At 73.2% G+C, this 18,495-nt stretch carries 13 protein-coding genes; 10 read left to right on the top strand and 3 right to left on the bottom strand.

Annotation, left to right across the window (positions count from 1 at the left end; translation table 11 throughout):
* Window positions 1-35: 35 nt before the first annotated feature.
* Window positions 36-1,016, bottom strand: a complete 981-nt coding sequence (locus tag OHA89_RS09170; protein WP_406365856.1) for an ACP S-malonyltransferase — start codon at window positions 1,014-1,016, stop codon at window positions 36-38.
* 165 nt (window positions 1,017-1,181) lie between these two features.
* Between OHA89_RS09170 and OHA89_RS09165 the strand changes: the two genes are divergently transcribed.
* Genes OHA89_RS09165 through OHA89_RS09130 form a run of 8 tightly spaced genes read left to right on the top strand, consistent with a single transcriptional unit; the run spans window position 1,182 to window position 12,238 of the window.
* Window positions 1,182-3,005, top strand: coding sequence for a fatty acyl-AMP ligase (locus tag OHA89_RS09165; protein WP_266614131.1), 1,824 nt, complete (start codon window positions 1,182-1,184; stop codon window positions 3,003-3,005).
* Window positions 2,999-4,753, top strand: coding sequence for an acyl-CoA dehydrogenase (locus OHA89_RS09160; protein WP_257553600.1), 1,755 nt, complete (start codon window positions 2,999-3,001; stop codon window positions 4,751-4,753). Before OHA89_RS09165 ends, OHA89_RS09160 begins: the two co-directional genes overlap by 7 nt.
* Window positions 4,754-4,790: 37 nt before the next feature.
* The gene (locus OHA89_RS09155; RefSeq protein ID WP_257553599.1) at window positions 4,791-5,141 is read left to right on the top strand and encodes an acyl carrier protein; all 351 of its coding nucleotides are present in this window, start codon (window positions 4,791-4,793) and stop codon (window positions 5,139-5,141) included.
* Window positions 5,141-8,110: a type I polyketide synthase gene (locus OHA89_RS09150; protein ID WP_406365855.1), complete on the top strand. Its 2,970-nt coding sequence runs from the start codon at window positions 5,141-5,143 to the stop codon at window positions 8,108-8,110. The genes OHA89_RS09155 and OHA89_RS09150 overlap by 1 nt, the downstream gene beginning before the upstream one ends.
* Window positions 8,107-9,126 carry a 3-oxoacyl-ACP synthase III family protein gene (locus OHA89_RS09145; protein WP_215149914.1) on the top strand — a complete coding sequence of 340 codons (1,020 nt, stop codon included), beginning with the start codon at window positions 8,107-8,109 and terminating at the stop codon, window positions 9,124-9,126. The genes OHA89_RS09150 and OHA89_RS09145 overlap by 4 nt, the downstream gene beginning before the upstream one ends.
* Window positions 9,127-9,133: 7 nt before the next feature.
* Window positions 9,134-11,089 carry an HAD-IIIC family phosphatase gene (locus tag OHA89_RS09140; protein ID WP_406365854.1) on the top strand — a complete coding sequence of 652 codons (1,956 nt, stop codon included), beginning with the start codon at window positions 9,134-9,136 and terminating at the stop codon, window positions 11,087-11,089.
* Window positions 11,076-11,312, top strand: coding sequence for a phosphopantetheine-binding protein (locus OHA89_RS09135; protein WP_215149912.1), 237 nt, complete (start codon window positions 11,076-11,078; stop codon window positions 11,310-11,312). Before OHA89_RS09140 ends, OHA89_RS09135 begins: the two co-directional genes overlap by 14 nt.
* Window positions 11,309-12,238, top strand: coding sequence for a 4'-phosphopantetheinyl transferase superfamily protein (locus tag OHA89_RS09130; protein ID WP_257553596.1), 930 nt, complete (start codon window positions 11,309-11,311; stop codon window positions 12,236-12,238). Before OHA89_RS09135 ends, OHA89_RS09130 begins: the two co-directional genes overlap by 4 nt.
* Here the strand turns inward: OHA89_RS09130 and OHA89_RS09125 are convergent.
* Both OHA89_RS09125 and OHA89_RS09120 read right to left on the bottom strand, forming a co-directional pair.
* On the bottom strand, window positions 12,178-13,218 hold the full coding sequence (locus OHA89_RS09125) for a LuxR C-terminal-related transcriptional regulator (protein WP_215149910.1): 1,041 nt from the start codon (window positions 13,216-13,218) through the stop codon (window positions 12,178-12,180). The two genes, OHA89_RS09130 and OHA89_RS09125, sit on opposite strands and share 61 nt — an antisense overlap.
* 387 nt (window positions 13,219-13,605) lie before the next feature.
* Window positions 13,606-14,334: a 4'-phosphopantetheinyl transferase gene (locus tag OHA89_RS09120; protein WP_257553595.1), complete on the bottom strand. Its 729-nt coding sequence runs from the start codon at window positions 14,332-14,334 to the stop codon at window positions 13,606-13,608.
* 307 nt (window positions 14,335-14,641) lie between these two features.
* On the opposite strand from OHA89_RS09120, the gene OHA89_RS09115 reads away from it, so the two are divergent.
* Together OHA89_RS09115 and OHA89_RS09110 are read left to right on the top strand one after the other, a co-directional pair.
* On the top strand, window positions 14,642-15,469 hold the full coding sequence (locus OHA89_RS09115; protein ID WP_406368450.1) for a metallophosphoesterase family protein: 828 nt from the start codon (window positions 14,642-14,644) through the stop codon (window positions 15,467-15,469).
* A gap of 145 nt (window positions 15,470-15,614) precedes the next feature.
* Window positions 15,615-18,326 (top strand): AAA family ATPase, encoded by a 2,712-nt coding sequence (locus OHA89_RS09110; RefSeq protein WP_406365853.1) that lies wholly within the window; start codon window positions 15,615-15,617, stop codon window positions 18,324-18,326.
* Window positions 18,327-18,495 lie beyond the last annotated feature (169 nt).

Here is an 18,495-nt window from a genome sequence, read left to right as displayed (position 1 = left end):
CCCAGCGGGTACCGGCCCCTCCCCGTGCCCGCCGCTCAGGCCGCGACCGGCAGCCGTCGCCGCACCGGCCGCATCGCCGAGCGGGGCGTCACCGGCACCACCTCGAAGGCGCGCGTGGTGCACGCGACCCGGGTGAACAGCCCGTCCTGCCCGGACACGTACAGCCGGCCGACCCCGGCCCCCTCCAGCGTGGACACCACGTCCGGCCAGCGCACCGTACAGACGAAGCCGTCCAGCAGCATCCCGCGCACGCCCTCGCCGGTGGTCACCACCCGGCCGTCCTGGTCCGCGACCAGCGGCAGCCGCGGCTCGGACCAGGTCAGCCCGTCGAAGATCTCGGCGTCCACCCGGTCGCGCAGCCCCCCGAAGAGGTACGAGTGCATGGGCGGCTTCATCGTGTACATCGACATGCCGCCCAGCGAGCGGATCCGCCGCTGGAGCCAGTCGAGCACCGACTCGTGCACCGTGAGCATCGTGAAGTCGTGGTCGACCACGCAGGACACGTCGCTCCACTCACCCCGCTCCTCGAGCTCCCGGCGCAGCAGCGCGACCTTCTCCTGCGGTACCCGGGCGATCGACTGGGTGACCAGGGCGGGGTGTTCCCGCGCGAAGTAGTCCTCCATCGTGTCGGCGAGGCGCGCGGTCATCCGTACCGCATCGGGGAAGTCGAGCACGCCGGAGTAGACGGCGGCGGCCCGGGCGCCGAAGCTCGGCCCCGTCGCGTACGCGGGCGCGACCTCCAGCCGGTCCGTGGCCCACCGCGCCAGCGCGAGGCAGTTCACCACGAAGGAGATCTGCCCGTAGAGCGAGTAGTCGCCGTCGGCCTGCTGGTAGCGGTCGGCCAGCGAGAAGCCCAGCACGTCGTCGGCGATCGCGTGCAGCTCCCGCGCGTACGGATTGACCAGCATGAACCGGGCCACCTCGGAGAAGGCCGTCGGTTGCATGCCGGGGAAGACGATCGCCGCTGCCGGCGGCTCGGTCCCGGCGGTGGTGTCGCTGTCGGTGTGAGTGTCCATGGACCGAGGTTGGCCCCGCCCACCCGCCGCCGAGCACCCCTGCCACCCCCTAGGGGGCGTCTTGTCGGTGGTCCGCACAAGCCTCACTTAAGCGGCCGCGCGGATGATCGCCGGTAAACGAGGTCCGACAGTCCACGGGCCCGCAGACGCGAGGGGATGCCGCGGATGTCAGAGTCACGCTTCGCCACCTTCACCGAACTCCTCCGCGTTCGGACGGCAGAACTCGCCGACGAGGACGTGCACGTCTTCCTCCGCGACACGGCCGGCGGAGCGCAGGCCCGGCACCTCACGTACGGGGAGCTGGACCGGGAGGCGAGACGCATCGCGGCCGGCCTCCAGGAGTACGGGGCGACCGGACAGCCGGTGCTGCTGGTCTACTCCTCCACCGTCGAGTTCCTCAAGGCCTTCGCCGGCTGCCTCTACGCCGGCGCCGTCGCGGTCCCCGTACCGATGCCGGGCGAAGCGGGCCGCGACAAGCGGCTCAACCGCACCACCGCCGTCCTGAAGGACACCGGCGCCAAGGTGGTGCTCACCGAGACCGCCGCCGCGCCCGAGGTCGCGCTCTGGCTCGCCCGCAACTCCCGGCCCGACGCCGAGTGCGTGGTCACCGACGTCCCCGGCTTCGGCGACGCCGGCGCCTGGCAGCCCGTCACCGCACGCCCCGACGACCTCGTGTTCCTCCAGTACACCTCCGGCTCCGTCTCCGAACCGCGCGGTGTGACCGTCTCCCACCGCAACCTGCTCGCCAACCAGGCCGCCCTGCAGAAGGTGCTGCACACCACCCGCGAGGACGTCTTCGGCAGCTGGCTGCCGTACTTCCACGACATGGGACTGGTCGCCCACCTGCTGCACCCCGTCTGGCTCGGCAGCCACAGCGTCCAGGTCACCCCGCTGTCCTTCGTCAAGCGCCCGCTGCGCTGGCTCCAGGCCATCGACGAGTACGGCGTCACCGTGGGCGGCGGCCCCAACTTCTGCTACGACCTGTGCGTGCGGCGGATCAAGGACGAGCAGATCGCCGCCCTGGACCTGTCCCGCTGGCGCCTGGCCCTCAACGGCGCCGAACCGGTACGCCCCGAGAGCCTGGACGAGTTCGCCGAACGCTTCGCCCCGGCCGGGTTCCGCCCCGAGGCCCTGCGCCCCTGCTACGGACTGGCCGAGGCCACCCTGGTCGTCTCCGGCGGCGTCCCCGGCACCCCGCACGTCCGCAAGGAGTTCAACCAGACCGCCCTGGAACGTGACCGGGTGATCGGCGCCGGTCCCTCGGCCACCGGCACCGAGCGCGTCCGGACCCTGATCGGCTGCGGCGCCCCCGTCGACATCGAGGTGCGCATCGTCGACCCGCTGACCCACCACGAGCTCCCGGCCGGCGCGGTCGGCGAGATCTGGCTGCGCGGCTACAGCGTGGCCCGCGGCTACTGGCAGCGGCCCACCGAGACGGTACGCACCTTCCGCGCCAGCCTCAACGACGAGGAGAGCGGCTTCCTGCGCACCGGCGACCTGGGCATGCTCGAGGACGGTGAACTGTTCGTCACCGGGCGGCTGAAGGAAGTCGTCATCATCAACGGCCGCAACGTGTACCCGCAGGACATCGAATGGGCGGCGCGGACCGTCAGCCCCGCCCTGACCTTCGGCGTGGGCGCCGCGTTCTCCGTGGACGCCGGGCGGGAACACCTCGTCCTCGTCCAGGAGGTGCGCGGAGCCGGCAGCGAGGAACTGCGCACCGTCGCGCAGAAGATCCAGGCCCTCATCGGCAAGGAGTTCGAGATCCCGGCCGGCAACATCCTGCTGGTGCGCCCCGGCGCCGTACGCCGCACCAGCAGCGGCAAGGTCCAGCGCACCCTGATGCGCAAGCTCTTCCTCGACGGCGTGGTGCGCGGCGACTACGAGGTGCTGACCCCCGACGTGTGGGCGCTGGCCCGGGCCGAGGACGTGCTGTTCGGCGAGGACCTGCTGCGGCCGGAAGGAGCCGACGGAGGAAGACGGTGGTAGCCGCCCTCCTCGGCGACCGCACGGTGGCGCGCCGGCGCGAGGACGCCGTACGGACCCGGGTCGCCGCCCTGGAGTCGCTGCTCGGCGACCCCTCGGACCCGGCCAACCCGGTCGGCTACACCGCGCTGCTGGAGGCCGACCGGGCGGCGGTGCCCTTCGCCGCAGGCGAGGCGCTGCTCGACGAGTTCGGGATCACCGACGAGTACATCCCGCAGGCCCTGGGCGGGCGGCTCGACGGCATGGACACCCTGGTCCGGATCATGCGCCCGGTTTTCCGCCGGGACGTCGGCCTGGCCATGGGCCACGGCATGACCACCTTCATGGCCGCCTCCGACGTGTGGACCGCCGGGAGCTCCCGGCAGCGCCACTGGCTGGCCGGGCTGCTGCGCGACGGCGGCAAGGCGGCCATCGCCCAGCACGAGACCGCCCACAGCAACGACTACGTACGCAGCCAGGTCACCGCCCGGCGCAGCCCCCACGGCTATCTGATCAGCGGTGGCAAGCCCCTGGTCAACAACCTCGAGCGGGCCGGCGCGCTGGTCCTGTTCTGCCGCACCGACCCGGCGCCGGGCAGCCGCAGCCACTCCGTACTGCTCCTCGAACCGGGGCAGCTGACCGACGCACGCGCGGCGGTGACGGCCCGCCGCACCCCGGTCGGACTGCGCGGCTGCCGGTTCGCCGGAGTGGAGTTCGACGACTGTCCGGTGCCCGCCACCGCCCTGCTGGGCCCCGAGGGCAGCGGGATCGAAACCGCCCTGCGCTCCTTCCAGATCAGCCGCACGGTGATCTCCGCCTCGGCCGTCGCCGCCCTCGACACCAGCCTGCGCACCGCCGTCCGCTTCGACCGGGAGCACTCCGGCGGCGCGCAGGCCCGAGGCACGGACGGGAGCCGCACCGGCGCCGCACTGACCAGCGCCTTCGTCAACCTGCTGCTCTACGACAGCCTCGCCGTCGTCGCCACCAGGGCCCTGCACCTGTTGCCGGCCGAGACCAGCGTCTACTCGGCGGCGCTCAAGTACCTGCTGCCCCGCGTGCTCACCGAGACCATGTACGACCTGTCCATAGTCCTCGGCTCCGGCTTCTACACCCGCGAGGGCAGCCTGGGCATCTTCCAGAAGCACGTCAGGGACGTACCGGTGCTCAGCCTCGGCCACGCCGGCACGGTCGCCTGCCAGGCCACGGTCATCCCGCAGATGCCGCGCCTGGCCCGGAGTTCGTGGTTCCTGGAGGACGAGGCGCCCTCGGGTCTGTTCCGGCTGGGCGGAGACCTGCCGCCGCTGCGCACCGACCGGCTCGCTCTCGCGTGCGGGCGCGACTCGCTCAGCGCGACGATGCTCGCCGTCAGCTCGGCCGTCGACGGCAGCGGTCCCGTCGAGCGGGCCCTGCGCACGCTCGCCGGGCAGCTCGTCGAGGAGTTCCGCGACGTACGGAGCCGGGTGCTCAGGCTGGAGGCGGCCGGTTCCGCGGCCACCGCCCAGCCCGCCCGGTTCGCTCTCATGGACCGGTACGCGCTGCTGCTGGCCGCTGCCGCCGTACTGGGCCTGTGGGACCAGGGCCGCTACGGCCCCGACCCGTTCCTCGCCGATCCGTGCTGGGCGGCGGCCGCGCTGCACCACATCGCCCGCCGGCTCGGCACGCGCGTGGCCGATCTGCCGCCGGAGTGCGAGACCCGGATCCGGCACGAGGTCCAGCTCCGCTTCAGCACCCAGCTCGGTTACGACCTCTACTCCACCCCCATCCCGGGCTGACCGGGACCCGGGCCGTACGCACCGAAGGAGCCCCACGATGACCGTTCCCACCGGTCGGCACACCGCGACCACCGCGACCGCGGCCACCGCTGACGGCGTACTGCCGCACGCATGGCTGTCGGCCCGGCTCTCCGTCTACCTGCGCCGGGCTCCCGAGACCATCGACCCCACCGTGCCGCTCGCCGAGTACGGCATGGACTCGGTGGCGGCGCTGAGCCTGTGCGGCGACCTGGAGGAGGAGTTCGGCCTCGAGGTGGAGCCGACGCTGCTGTGGGACCACCCGACCGTGGCGAGCCTGGTCCGCCACCTGTCGGCCGCGCTGGCCGCCGCCGCGCCCGCCGGCCCTCCCGCAGGTCAGGCCGCCACCGCACCGGCGGACCAGCGCTGATGGGGGACATCGCCGTCGTCGGCATCGACTGCGCCTTCCCGGGGGCGGCGGGCGTGCAGGCGTACTGGGACCTGCTGATGCGGGGCGGGGCCGGCACCGGCCCGGTCCCCGCCCAGCGATGGGAGGCGCAGGACTTCCCCGCTGTCAGCGGCCGCGGTGGCTTCATCGACGACGTCGATGTCTTCGACAGTGACTTCTTCTCCGTCACCCCGCGCGAGGCCGCCGCGATGGACCCGCACCAGCGGCTGCTGCTGCCCTGCGCCTGGCGCGCCCTCGAGGACTCGGGCCGCGCCCCCGGCGAACTGGCGGGCACCGAGACCGGGGTGTTCATCGGCATGATGGGCGGCGAGTGGGGCCGCCTGACCATGAGCGACCTCGCGCAGGTCACCCCGCTGCTCGGCGCCGGCAGCAGCGCCGGGATGGCGGCCAACCGGATCTCCTACCACTTCAACCTCACCGGCCCCAGCCTCGCCGTCGACACGGCCTGCTCCTCCTCGCTCGTCGCCGTCCACCTCGCCGCCAACTCCCTGCTGGCCGGGGAGTGCGACACCGCCCTCGCCGGCGGCGCCAGCATCGTGCTCTCGCCGTCCATGGGCATGGTCTACGGACAGCTCGGCCTGGCCGCCCACGACGGCCGCTGCAAACCCTTCAGCGCCGACGCCGACGGGATCGGCCGCAGCGACGGCGTGGGCCTGGTCGTCCTGCGCAGGCTCGACGACGCCCTGGCCGAGGGACAGCGGATCTACGCCGTACTGCGCGGCAGCGCCGTCAACCAGGACGGCCGCAGCAACGGGGTCATCGCCCCCAACCGCTGGTCGCAGCAGCGGGTGCTGAACTCCGCCTACCGGCGCGCCGGCATCACCCCGGACCGCGTCGCGTTCCTGGAGGCGCACGGCACCGGCACCGTACTCGGCGACGCCATCGAGTGCGCGGCGCTCGGCGCGCTGCACGGCATCGCGCGCGACGCGCCCTGCGCGCTCGGCTCCGTCAAGGGCAACCTGGGGCACACCGAGGGTGCGGCGGGCATCGCCGGACTCATCAAGACCGCCCTCGCCCTGCACCACCGCATCGTCCCCGCCAGCCTCTTCGCCGAGCGCGAGAACCCGCGGCTGCGGCTCGGCGAACGGGGCCTGCGGCTGCTGAAGTCCCCGATGCGGCTGCCTCGCGGGGAGAGCCTCGCCGGGGTGAGCAGCTTCGGCATGGGCGGCACCAACGCCCATGCCGTCCTCGGTTCGGCCCCCCGGCTGCCCCGCCGCACCGCGGCCGCAATGCCCAAGGCCCGTACGGGCGCCGCCCGCGGGGCCGTCGGCGTGTTCACCGTCAGCGGCGACACCCCCGAAGGACTGCGCCGCAACCTCGCCGCCCAGGCGGAGGCGGTCGCCAGACGGCCGCGCGGCGGCGCCGCCGCCCTGTGCTGGAGCAGCAACCGCATCAAGACCGGCCTGCCGCACCGGTTCGCGGTCACCGTCCGCGACACCGACGAGCTCGTCTCCGCGCTGCGCGGCGCGGCCGCCCAGGATCCGGCCGGGATCGGCGGGCGCCCGTGGGGCAGGCCGGTGGTGGCCTTTCTCTTCACCGGGCAGGGCAGCGAGTTCCCGGGCATGACGGCGCGGCTGCACCGCGAGTCGGCGGCCTACCGCCGCCATCTCGACGAGGCCGACGAGGCCCTCGCCGCCCCCCTGGGCACCTCGGTGCGCGACCTGATCCTCGGCGGCGACGAGCGGGTGCACCGCCCCGAGTTCGCGCAGCCCGCCCTGTTCGCCGTCGGCTACGCCCTGGCCCGCACCCTCACGGCGCTCGGGATCGCCCCGGCCGCCGTCCTCGGCCACAGCCTGGGCGAGTACGCGGCGGCCGTGACCGCGGGCGCCCTCGACCTGGACGAGGCCGCCCGCCTGGTCGTCCGGCGCGGCGCGCTGACGGGCGAACTGCCCCCCGGCGGCGGCATGCTCGCCGTAGCCACCGCTCCCGAGGAGCTCGCCGGGATCCTGGCGGGGGAGCCGGACGCCGTCGTGGCCGCGCTGAACGGCCCCGCGGACACCGTGCTCTCCGGGCCGTCGGCCGCACTGGCCAGGATCGGCAAGGAGCTCACCGGGCGCGGCGTACGGGTCAGGGAGCTGCCCGCCCCGTACGCCTTCCACTCGCCCCTGATGGCCCCGGCCGCCGCGAAGCTGCGCACCGAGGCGGTGCGGTGTGCGCAGCCCGCGGTGCCGGTGGCCTCGACCCGGCACGGCCGGATGCTGCACCACGAACCCATGGACGCCGACTACTGGGCGGACCAGATCGAGGAGCCCGTGCTCATGGACACCGCGCTGAGAGCGCTCGTCTCGGACATCGCCCCCACCCATCTGATCGAGATCGGCCCGCGCACCCAGCTCCTCCAGCTCGCCGCCCGGGGCGGCCGGGCGCCGGGAGCCGAGTTCCTGCACCCCGCGCCGGGCCCCGAGGCCACCGGCCGGGACCTCGCCGAGACCGTCGCCGCCCTCCACCGCTGCGGACTCGATCCGGTGTGGGAGGAGCTCTACGCACCCGAGCACCGGGTCGCCGAGCAGATGAGCCCGTACGTCTTCTCCTCGGCGCAGCGCTACTGGGACCGGCGCGCGCCGCTGCCCGCGGCGACGGCTCCGGCTCCGGCTTCGGCCGGGGAGCGGCTGCCGGAGCGGCAGGACCCCCAGGCCGCCCCCGCCCCCGCCTCCGCACCCGCCCGCGACGCGGGCGACCCGGTGCTGCTCGCGGTGGTCCAGGCGGTCACCGAAGTCGGCGGGTACCCCCCGGAGCGCGTGGTGCGCGAGGCCCGCTTCCACGAGGACCTCGGCTTCGACTCCGTGATGATCATGCAGCTCAAGAACCGGGTGGAGGCCCGGCTGCCGCACGTCGGAGAGGTGTCCGTCCAGCAGATGCTGCCCGCGCTGCGCTCGGTCGGTTCGCTCGCCGAGTTCCTCGGCGGCCTGATCGCGGCGAGGTCGGCATGACGGGCCGCGCCGTCTACCTGGCGGCCGCCGGTACGGCCCTGCCCGGGGACCCGGTGGACAATGCCGCGCTCGGCCGGCTGCTGGGGGTGAGCGCCGAGTGGATCGACCTCTTCGTCGGCACCAGGACCCGCCACTTCGGCTGGGACCCGGTGACCGGAGAGGTACGCGGCTCCCTCGCCGACCTGTGCGCCGAGGCCGGCGCCCAGGCCCTGGACGCCTCCGGGCTCGACCCCGCCGACATGGAGTTCCTGGTCCTCGCGACCGCGACCCCCGACCTGCTCCTGCCCACCACCGCGAGCGAGGTCGCCGACCGGCTGGACCTCGGCCACCTGCCGGTCTTCCAGCTCCAGTCGGGCTGCTCCGGGGCGGTCCAGGCCCTCGACCTCGGCCGCACCCTGGTCCTCGGCGGCCGCCGGGCCGGGCTGATCCTCGGCGGCGACGTCACCCACCGGTTCCTGTCGCCCCGGCGGGACACCGCCCGGATGGCCACCGAGGAGCTGGTCAACCACGTCCTGTTCGGCGACGGAGCCGGAGCCGCCGTGCTCACCGACGAGCCCGAGGGCGAACGGGTGGCCGTACGGGCGGTGCTGAACTCCTGGACCGGACAGGGCCGTCCGCCCGGACAGGTGCTGGACTGGTACGGGACCACCGACCGCCACGCGGAGCGGCGGATGCTGGCCGAGGACTACAAGGCGATCGAGGAGCACGTCCCGTCGATCACCGTGGAGATCCTCTGGGAACTGCTCGGCGGACTCGGCTGGGGCCTGGACGACATCGGCTACCTGCTGCCGCCCCAGCTCTCCGAGCGGATGACCGGGCGCATCCTGGAGCGGCTGCCGGACTCCTCCGCACAGGAGATCTCCTGCGTCTCCGAGACCGGAAACACGGGCAACGCCCTGCCGTTCCTGCAACTCGAGCGGCTGTTCCCGAAGTTCGCCCCCGGGGAGCGCGCACTCGCCCTGTGCGTGGAGTCCAGCCGGTGGATCAGAGCCGGGTTCGCCCTGGAGAAGGTGTGAGGCGTCGATGACGACGGGAGCGACGGGAGCGACGGGAGCGACGGGAGCGACGGGACCCACCGGGCTGGAGCGGCTGCGCGAACTGCGCACGCTGGGCCTGCTGGAGAAGGCGTACGACGAGGTGCCGGCGCTCCTCGCGGCGGAAGAGAGCGGTCCCAAGGGCACGTCGGGCGCCGCGGCGGCCGGGCGGCTGCTCGCCGGTCTCGACCCCGATGCCGTGCTGGCCCACCATCCGCGGACCCCCGTCGTGACGGTGGCGGTCACCGGCGAGTCCACGGTGGGGCACGTCGTCGATCCGCTCACGGGTGAACTGGCCCGCCACGGCCTCCTGCTGAGGCCCGTCCTCGGCGAACACGGCACGTACCTGCGCGACCTGACCGATCCCGGCAGCGAACTGCGTGCCGCCGCACCGGATCTGACGCTGTGCCTGCTCGACGCGGAGACCTTGTTCGCCCAGGTGCCCACGGTGTGGGGACCCGGGGACGTGCTCGCGGCGGGAGAAGAGGCGCTGAGCCGGTGCGCCGCGCTGGCGGCCGGGGCCGCCACGGGCACCGGCACCCTCGTACTCAACACCGTCCCGCTGCCGCGCGCCTACAGCCACCAGCTACTCGACCACCGCTCCCGCGCCCTCCTCGGCGCGGTGTGGCGGGAGTTCAACGCCCGCCTGCTGCGGCTCACCGAGACCGCCCCCCGCCTCGTGGTGATCGACCTGGAACCGCTGGTCGGCGAGGGCGGGCCGGTCACCGACCCCCGCCTGGCCCGGTACGCCAAGGTCCAGCTCGGTGCGGAACTCCTCGCGGCGTACGCCCGCGAGGTCGCGCACCTGGCCCGGGCGGTGCGCGGCATGACCCGCAAGTGCCTGGTGCTCGACCTCGACGACACCCTGTGGGACGGGGTGCTCGGCGAGCGGGGACCCGACGGGGTCGCGGCGGCCGGCACGCTGCGCGGCGAGGCGTTCGGAGCCTTCCAGAAGTGCGTCAAACAGCTCGGCTCCCAGGGGGTGCTCCTCGCGGTCAGCAGCAAGAACGACGAGGACCAGGTCCTCGCGGCCCTGCGCGGACATCCCGATCTCGTGCTGCGCGAGGACGACTTCGTACGGATCAACGCCAACTGGGAGCCCAAGGACGGCAACCTCGCGGACATCGCGGACCGGCTGGACATCGCCACCGACGCCCTCGTCTTCGCCGACGACTCGCCGGCCGAGCGCGCCCGGGTGCGGTTCGGCCTGCCCGGGGTGGCCGTCGTACCGCTCGACGAGGAGCCCGCGCTGCACGTGACCCGGCTGCTCGCGGACGGCTGGTTCGACACCCTGCGGCTGACCGACGAGGACCGGGCCAGGACCGGCGAGTACCACCGGCAGCGCGAACGCCGGGCCCTGCACGAGAAGGCCGGCTCGCACGAGGAGTTCCTGCGGAACCTCGGGGTACGCGTCGAACTCGGCCCGACCCGGGCCCACGAGTTCGCCCGCCTGTCCCAGCTGACCCTGCGCACCAACCAGTTCAACCTCACGGGCGGCGGACACCAGGAGTCCGAGCTGGCCGAGCTGGCCGCCGACCCGGAGGGCCGCCTGCTGCTGGCCGCCCGCACCGCGGACCGGTTCGGCGACAACGGCCTGGTCGGAGCGGTGCTGGGGACCTTCGCCGACGGGGCGCTGCACCTGGACAACATGTGGCTCAGCTGCCGGGTGCTCGCCCGGGGGATCGAACAGGCCTGCCTCGCCGTGCTGCTGGCCCGGGCCCGCGCGCTCGGGCTGTCCGCGGTGACGGCCCGGTACGTGCCCACCGTACGCAACCACCGCGTCCGTGATCTCTACCCGTCCTGCGGCTTCACCCGGATCGGGACCGGCGCGGCCGAGGGCGGGCCGCTGGAGTTCCACCACGACCTGGCACGGGTGCCGGACGTACCCGGTCATGTGCGCATCACCGAATTCCTGGGGGGAAGGCCGGCCGATGAGCCTCGATAGCCTCGACACGTTCCTGCGGACGGTCCGCGACGACCTCGGCCTGGACCTCGACGTCCCCGCGGGCGCGGACACCGCGCTGGCGGACCTCCCCGGGTGGGACTCGCTCAACCTGCTCCGCCTGGTGGCCCTCCTGGAGGAGTCCGGCCACCGGGTGCCGGTGCACCGTCTGCTGGAGGCGCGCAGCTTCCGGGACGTCCACACGCTCGTGAAGGAGTACGGATGACCGCCCCGGGCAGCCCCACGCTCGGCCCGCCCCTCGGGGAGCCCGTCGCCGTGGTTCCGGGAGGCGACTCGTGGGACAGGGTCAGGGAGGACCTCGCCACCCACGGCACGGCGCTGGTCTACGCGAGGCTCAAGGACCTGGAGCCCGTCCTGCCGACCGGCGACGGGCTGCGCGAGCTGCTCGGCCGTGACTGGACGCGCTTCCTGGACCTGACGCACGCCGACGTGCGCGGCCGCTACATCGCCTCCCGGATGCTCCTGAAGTACGCGGCGGGCGCGGTGCTCGCCAGCGAGCCCGCGGACCTGGAACTCGCCTACGGCCCCACCGGCCGTCCGTACCTGCGCGGCTGCGACCAGATCGACATCAGCCTGAGCCACACGGAGGACCTGCTGCTCGTCGGGCTGACCACCTGCGGCCTCATCGGGGTGGACGCGGAGCGCGCCGACCGCGAGATGTACGGCAGCGGTCTGGGCCGGCACATCTGTACGCCGTACGAGCTGGTACTGCTGTCCGGGATGCCGGAGGAGGAGCGCAACGGCGCCCTCGTACGGCTGTGGACCCTCAAGGAGGCCTACAGCAAGGCGATCGGCCAGGGCATGCAGTTCCGCTTCACCGAGTTCGGCTTCGGTCCGGACGGCAGGCCCGTGCGGGTCCAGCGGCCGGACGGGACGGCGGGCACCGGGGACGAGTGGATCTTCCGGACGTTCCCGCTGGCGGACGGGTACGTCGTGAGCGCCGCGGTCTACGACGCGGGCTTCGGCCGGCTCCAGGACGCCCACGTCACGACGATGCTCGACCAGGACTGCGTGGACGCGATCACGGAGGCGCTGGGCGGGGGTTCCCCCGGACGGGGTCCGGGGGAGGATCAGGGGGGAGGCGCCGCTGCCGGGCCGCCGGAGAGTAATTCCTGCCGTGCGGCGTTGTAGCCCGCCTGGAAGCGGCTGGTGGCCTCCAGTTCCTCGGTGATCTCGGCGATGTGGCGGCGGCAGGTGCGCACCGACATGCCGAGCCGGCGGGCGACCATCTCGTCCTTGTAGCCCTTGGTCATCAGCCGGATGATCGACCACTTGAGCTCGTCGGAGGAGGCGGGGGTCCGCTGGGATTCCACGACGTACGGGGACGCGCCGTCCCACAGGTACTCGAAGACGGAGCACAGGAAGGCCACGAGCGTGGGCTCGCGGACGATCGCCGCCCCGGGCGAGGACTCGTGGGTGGATCGTTCCGGCAGGAAGGCCACCTCGCGGTCGTAGATGATCAGCCGGTCGATGACCTCGTCGGCGGTCCGGATCTCGGCGCCCTGGAGGCTGACGTCGCGGACGTACGAGCGGGTGGGCAGGTCGTTGCGGGCGGTGTGCTGGTAGATGGTCCGGATCCGGACCCCGCGGGCCAGCGTGGACAGTGCCGACTCCCTTGCCTGCGCGAGGAGTTCGGGCGGCCGGGCGCCACCGGGTTGGACGGTGAGCATCTCGTCCTTGCAGTTCTGGCTGAGGTGGTTGAGCATCGCCTGGATCCGGGTGACATCGGTGATGATGTCGAAGGCCTCCAGCCGGTTGCGCAGCCGGCGCCCCTCGAAGTACAGGGGCGTCAGGGACAGCAGCTTGGCCCGGACGTCGGTGACCGCCTGTTGCAGTTCCCGGATGTGCCGCTCCGCGGGTGCGACCAGGGAGGCGGCCGCCACATCGGGTGTGACGGGGGTCAGTTCGGACGGTTGACCCGGCATGGATTGCAGGAGGCGCACCCCGCACAGCACCTTCTCCACCCGCGCGATCTCCTCGGGTGTCAGGGACAGCTGCTCGGCGATCTTCTCGCGTACGAAGCGCCCGCACTCGACGGCGAGACCGTATGCCGAGGCGCTGATGTCGTCCAGCTCGGCGAACCCTGAATCCGAGCCCTCCCCTGTGAACATGCCAGCCCCCACTGATCGATGTAATTGCTGCCACGTAACTTTACGCCAGCGTGCGGCTCTTGGCGTGAATGATCGATATCCCGCACTCTATTCGCATCACCGGGACACCAAAGCCGGAGAAATCGGGCGAAGGTGCTGGCTGAGGAAATCTCGATCTTCGACTGGGGGCGTCGTGAGGGCAATTTCCGGTAAATTCTCTTCGATTTACTTGACTGTACTGACGGGTATGGTCATCGCCGTTATGGGGGTGCAGTTCATGTCAGGGGCGCTGCTGGGCAGACCGGGTCAGTCCGCCGCGGCCGACGGGGTGCGCGTGTCCGTGCAGGGTCTACTCGCCACTCCCGATGACGACCAGTGGGGATGAGACCACCCCGCCGGTGACGACGTTCAGCAAGCGCTCCCCGCAGTGCAGATGGGGGGAGCGCTTCGCGCTGTCCGGGCCCCCGGCGGAGCCGACCGGGCGGCCGGCACCGCTATGGCGCTGAGCAGTACCCCGTCCTGCGCCGACCAGCGGCCGCTGAACGTGGTGGGCCCGGCGGGCGAGAGGCGTGCGGGGTCCGGCAGCAGCCGGGCGCGGAACGTCTCCTGTTCCGCGTCGACGGTGACCAGGGCGTCCGTGAAGTCGAGTTCCTGGCCGGTGAGCGGGAACCACGTCTTGTAGACCGCCTCCTTCATGCTGAAGAGCAGCCGGTCCCACGCGATCTCCGGCACCGCCCGCGCCAGCTCCCGGGTCCGGCGCAGCTCCTGGGGCAGCGTGATCGACTCCAGCACCCCCTCCGGCAGCGGGGTGTTCGGCTCCGCGTCGATGCCCAGCGCGACGAACTCCGAGGCGCGGGCGAGCGCCACCCCCCGGTAGCTCGCGCAGTGCGTCATGGACCCCACGACCGAGGGACCCCACTGCGGGACACCGCGCCGGCCCGGCACCACCGGAGTCGGGGGCACTCCCAGCGCCCCCATGGCGCGGCGGGCGCACCACCGTACGGTCCCGAACTCCTGCCGCCGCTTGGGAACGGCGTTGCGGATCAGGAACTCCTCCTCGGGAAAGAGGAAGACGTGCTCCGGGTCGGCGGTGGACTCGGCGGTGGCGACATCCGATGGCAGGAGCTTCGTGAGCACGGCATTCCCTCGGGTCGAAGCGTCGGTCTGACACGTCCCACGCTGCCGCCGCCGACCCCGCCCCGACCAGGAACGCGGGCGCCGCCCGCCCCGATCGGCCCCCGGACATCAGGATTCCTCCCAGGGCGCTGCCATCCGCCGCCCCGCGGGCGGGCCGGCTGCCGGGATCCTGGCAGTGGCCCCGCCGGCCTTGCCATACGCCTGTCATGCGCAGCGCCCGCGTCCCCCATGGCAACTGAGGGGACGAACAGGGGTGTCCACCGCAAGATCTTCCGCTCATCCTCACCGAATGCCGCACGGAAGCCTCATGGGCATCAGCGACCTCCATGTCGCATTCCCGGAGAACCGCCGGATCGTCGAGGAGCTGTATCCGGACAGCCCCGACGACTGGCTCGTCGTGGCCGGTGACGTGGGCGAGTCACCCGACGATCTCCGTTGGGTGCTCGCCCTGCTCACCCGGCGCTACGCCACCGTGGTCTGGGCGCCCGGGAATCATGATCTTTGGACCCTGCGCGACGATCCTGTGCCTTTGCGCGGAGAAGCGCGCTACCGGCACCTCGTGGAGATCTGCCGCTCCTTCGGCGTGCACACTCCGGAAGACCCCTATCCGGTCTGGTCGGGACCGGCCGGCCCGCTCGTCGTGGCCCCGCTCTTCCTGCTGTACGACTACAGCTTCCGCACGCCCGAGTCGGCCACCCGGGAGCAGGCGCTGGAGCAGGCCTACGAGGCGGGGGTGGTGTGCACCGACGAATTCATGCTGCACCCCGACCCCCATCCCTCCCGCGAGGCCTGGTGCCGGGCCCGGGTCGCCGCCACCGAACGGCGCCTGGCCGCCTGCGACCCCGACCTGCGCACGGTGCTCGTCAACCACTTCCCGCTGGTCAAGGCACCCACCAGGATCCTGCGGCACCCGGAGTTCGCCCAGTGGTGCGGCACCGAGCTCACCGCCGGCTGGCACACCCGCTTCCGTGCCGCGGCCGTGGTCTACGGCCACCTGCACATCCCGCGCACCACGTGGTACGACGGAGTCCGCTTCGAGGAGGTGTCCGTCGGCTACCCGCGGGAGTGGCGCACTCCGGGCCACCCGCGCGACGTCCCGCGGCTGATCTTTCCCGGCGCCCGCCGCGGGGATTGATGCCTGGCAACTTCCGGACACCGTGGGGCGGGCATTTCGAGCCTATACTGATCTTGTATTCCGGCTCAAGCAGTGCTCGACCATCTCTCTTTCCGATTCGCATTCCTTTCCGGAACGCACGGAAAAGGGGACACAGGGGGATCCTATGGTGTTGTTCCGGCGTGCCGAGGAATTGTCTCTGTCACATGCGCTGCTTGACGGCTGCGCAGAAGGAAATGCCGGACTGCTATTAGTCGAAGGTGCGGTCGGGTGTGGAAAGAGTGAATTCCTCGAGACGGTCGCCACCCGTGCCGAAGCCCGGGGGGCCGCCGTCCTGCGGGCCATGGGCACCGGGGCCGAGCGGGGCCATCCCCTGGGCGTCCTGCGCCAGTTGGCGGCCGACGCCCCGCCCGGGGCCCTGTCGCCCCCGCCGTCGCCCGCCGAGGCCGGGCGGGTCGAGGCCATGCAGGTGTTCGCCGCCGCCGTCCGTGAACTGAGCGCCGCCGCACCGGTGGTGATCTGCGTCGACGACCTGCACCACGTCGACGAGCTGTCCAGCCGCTACCTGCTGCACCTCGCCCGCGGCAGCCGGCAGGCCAGGGTCCTCCTGGTGCTCACCGAGTCCGTGCACGAACGCGCCGAGGACCCGCTGCTGCGCACCGAACTGCTCCGGCTGCCCCACTTCGTACGGCTGCGCCTCGAACGCTTCGCCCCCGAGGCCGTCCGCGCCATGCTGCCGGACCGCACCGAGGCGGAGACCGACCGGCTGTACCGGACCAGCGGCGGAAACCCGCTGCTCCTGCGGTCCCTGCTGCAAGACCCCCACCACCGCCCCGGCGACGCCTACACCCAGGCGGTGCTCGCCTGCCTGCACCGCTGCGGGGCCGCCACCCCCCGGCTGGCCGAGGCCATCGCCGTACTCGACGACCTGGCGGGCGCCGCGCACCTGGCACGGCTCACCGGCGCCACCGAGGCCGCCGCCGTCCGCGCCCTCACCGCCCTCGACGCCGCGGGCCTGATCGCCCCCGAGGGCGGGCACGGCTTCAGGCACCCGGCCGCGCGCGCCGCCGTACTCGACCGGATGGACCCGGCCGCCCGGGCCGCCCTGCACCGGGAAGCCGCCCTGCTGGCCCGCGCCTCGGGCGCGCCCGACACGGCGGTCGCCGCCCAGCTCCTCGCCGCACGGCACACCGCCGAGGAATGGGCCCTGCCCGTCCTGCGCTCCGCGGCGGACCAGTACGTCGCCGACGGATCCCTCGCCGAGGCCACGGCCGTACTCCAACTCGCCCGGGAGGCCTGCCCGGACGACGCGATCCGCGCCGAACTGGCCATCAGACTCTGCGCCGTCGCCGGACGCACCGACCCGGCGGTCGCCGAACGCCACCTCCTCGAACCCCTGTCCGCACTGGCCGGAGGAAAGCTCGGCCCGCACACCATGGGCCCGCTGGCCCGCGTACTGGCCGCCCAGGGCCGGATCGACGAGTCGGCCGACGTACTGGAACGGCTGGCGGCCTGCGGCGGCCGGCACCCCGGCGCGGAGCGCCGGCACGGCGACATCCCCGGGGACGATCCCCTCGACGGGCTCTCCGCGTTTCCCCAGTGGGCCGCCTCCACCCGTCGCGGCACACCGGCCGAGACCGGACCGCCCCCGGCGGGCCGCACGGCCAGGACCCCCGTCCACCCGGCGGCCCTGTGGGCGCTCCCCGTGGAGGCGGAGGAGGGCGCGGCAGCGCAGGCCGCCGAACTCTTCCTGCGGGGCGCCACCCTGGCCGAAGGCACCGTGGAGCCGGTGGTGCAGGCACTGCGCACCCTGCTGTACCTGGACGGCGCGGCCAGGGCGCTGCCCTGGTGCGAGTCCTTCGTCCGGCAGGCGGCGCAGCGCGGGGCCACCGGCTGGCAGGCCGTGTTCGGCGGACTGCTCGCCGAGGCGCGGATGCGCCTGGGCGACCTCACGGGCGCCGCCGGGACCGCGCAGGAGATCCTGCGGGCCGTGCCCGCACACGGCGGCAGCGTCCTGCTGTGCGGGATCGCCGGCACCCTGGTGCGCGCCCGTACGGCCATGGGGCGGCCCGAGGAAGCGGCGGCCGTACTGAGCCGGCCCGCCCCCGCCGAACTCTCCGGCAGCATCCACGGACTCGGATACCTGCGGGCCCGCGGCCACTACGCGCTCGCCACGAGCCGCTTCCACGCGGCCCTGGGCGACTTCCTGGACATCGGCCGCCACATGCGGCGCTGGGGCCTGGACCGGCCGCGGCTCCTGCCCTGGCGCACCGACGCGGCGGAGGCCCTGCTCAAGCTCGGCGAGGCCCACCAGGCCGAACGGTTCCTCGCGGACCAGCTCACCACCCGGGACGCCGCCGACCCCTGGGTGCGCGGCATGACGCTGCGGCTGAGGGCGTCCCTGCGCGAGCCCAAGGAGCGGCAGGCGATGCTCGCCAAGGCCGTGGACGACCTGCACCGCTCGGGCGACCAGTACGAACTGGCCCGCGCGATGGGCGACTTCGGGCAGGTACTGCGGGAGATCGGCGAACCGGCGCGCGCCGCCATGGTCAACCGCCGGGCCTGGCACGTGGCCAGGGAATGCGGAGCCGAGGCGCTGTGCGTGAAGATCCTGCCCGGCCACACCGGTGACACCGCCGACGCGGCGGAGCCCGCCGAGGCGCCGCACGCCGATCTCGTCGCCAGCCTCAGCGAGTCGGAGAAGCGGGTGGCCCTGCTGGCGGTGCACGGCCACACCAACCGCGAGATCGCCCAGAAGCTCTACATCACCGTGAGCACGGTGGAACAGCACCTGACCCGCGTCTACCGCAAGCTGGAGATCCCCGGCCGGCAGGCGCTCCCGGTCGACTTCCACCTGGGGGTGGCCGAGTTCGTGTGAGGCGGCTGCAAGGGCGACGACGCCGGTTACGGCGCCGGTGACGGCTTCGGCACCGGCGCCATGGCAAGGTCATGGCAAGCCGTCGCCGGCCCCCGCCCTTCTCTGGCAGACAACTGGCACACCCGGCCCCCGCCACACCCGGAATCCCTCCCCGCGCGTTCCCCCGGTG

Source organism: Streptomyces sp. NBC_01546, from assembly GCF_045208355.1.
Taxonomy (GTDB): domain Bacteria; phylum Actinomycetota; class Actinomycetes; order Streptomycetales; family Streptomycetaceae; genus Streptomyces.
The sequence above is the reverse complement of the archived record's forward strand: the minus strand, read 5'-3'. Positions and strand labels throughout refer to the sequence as shown.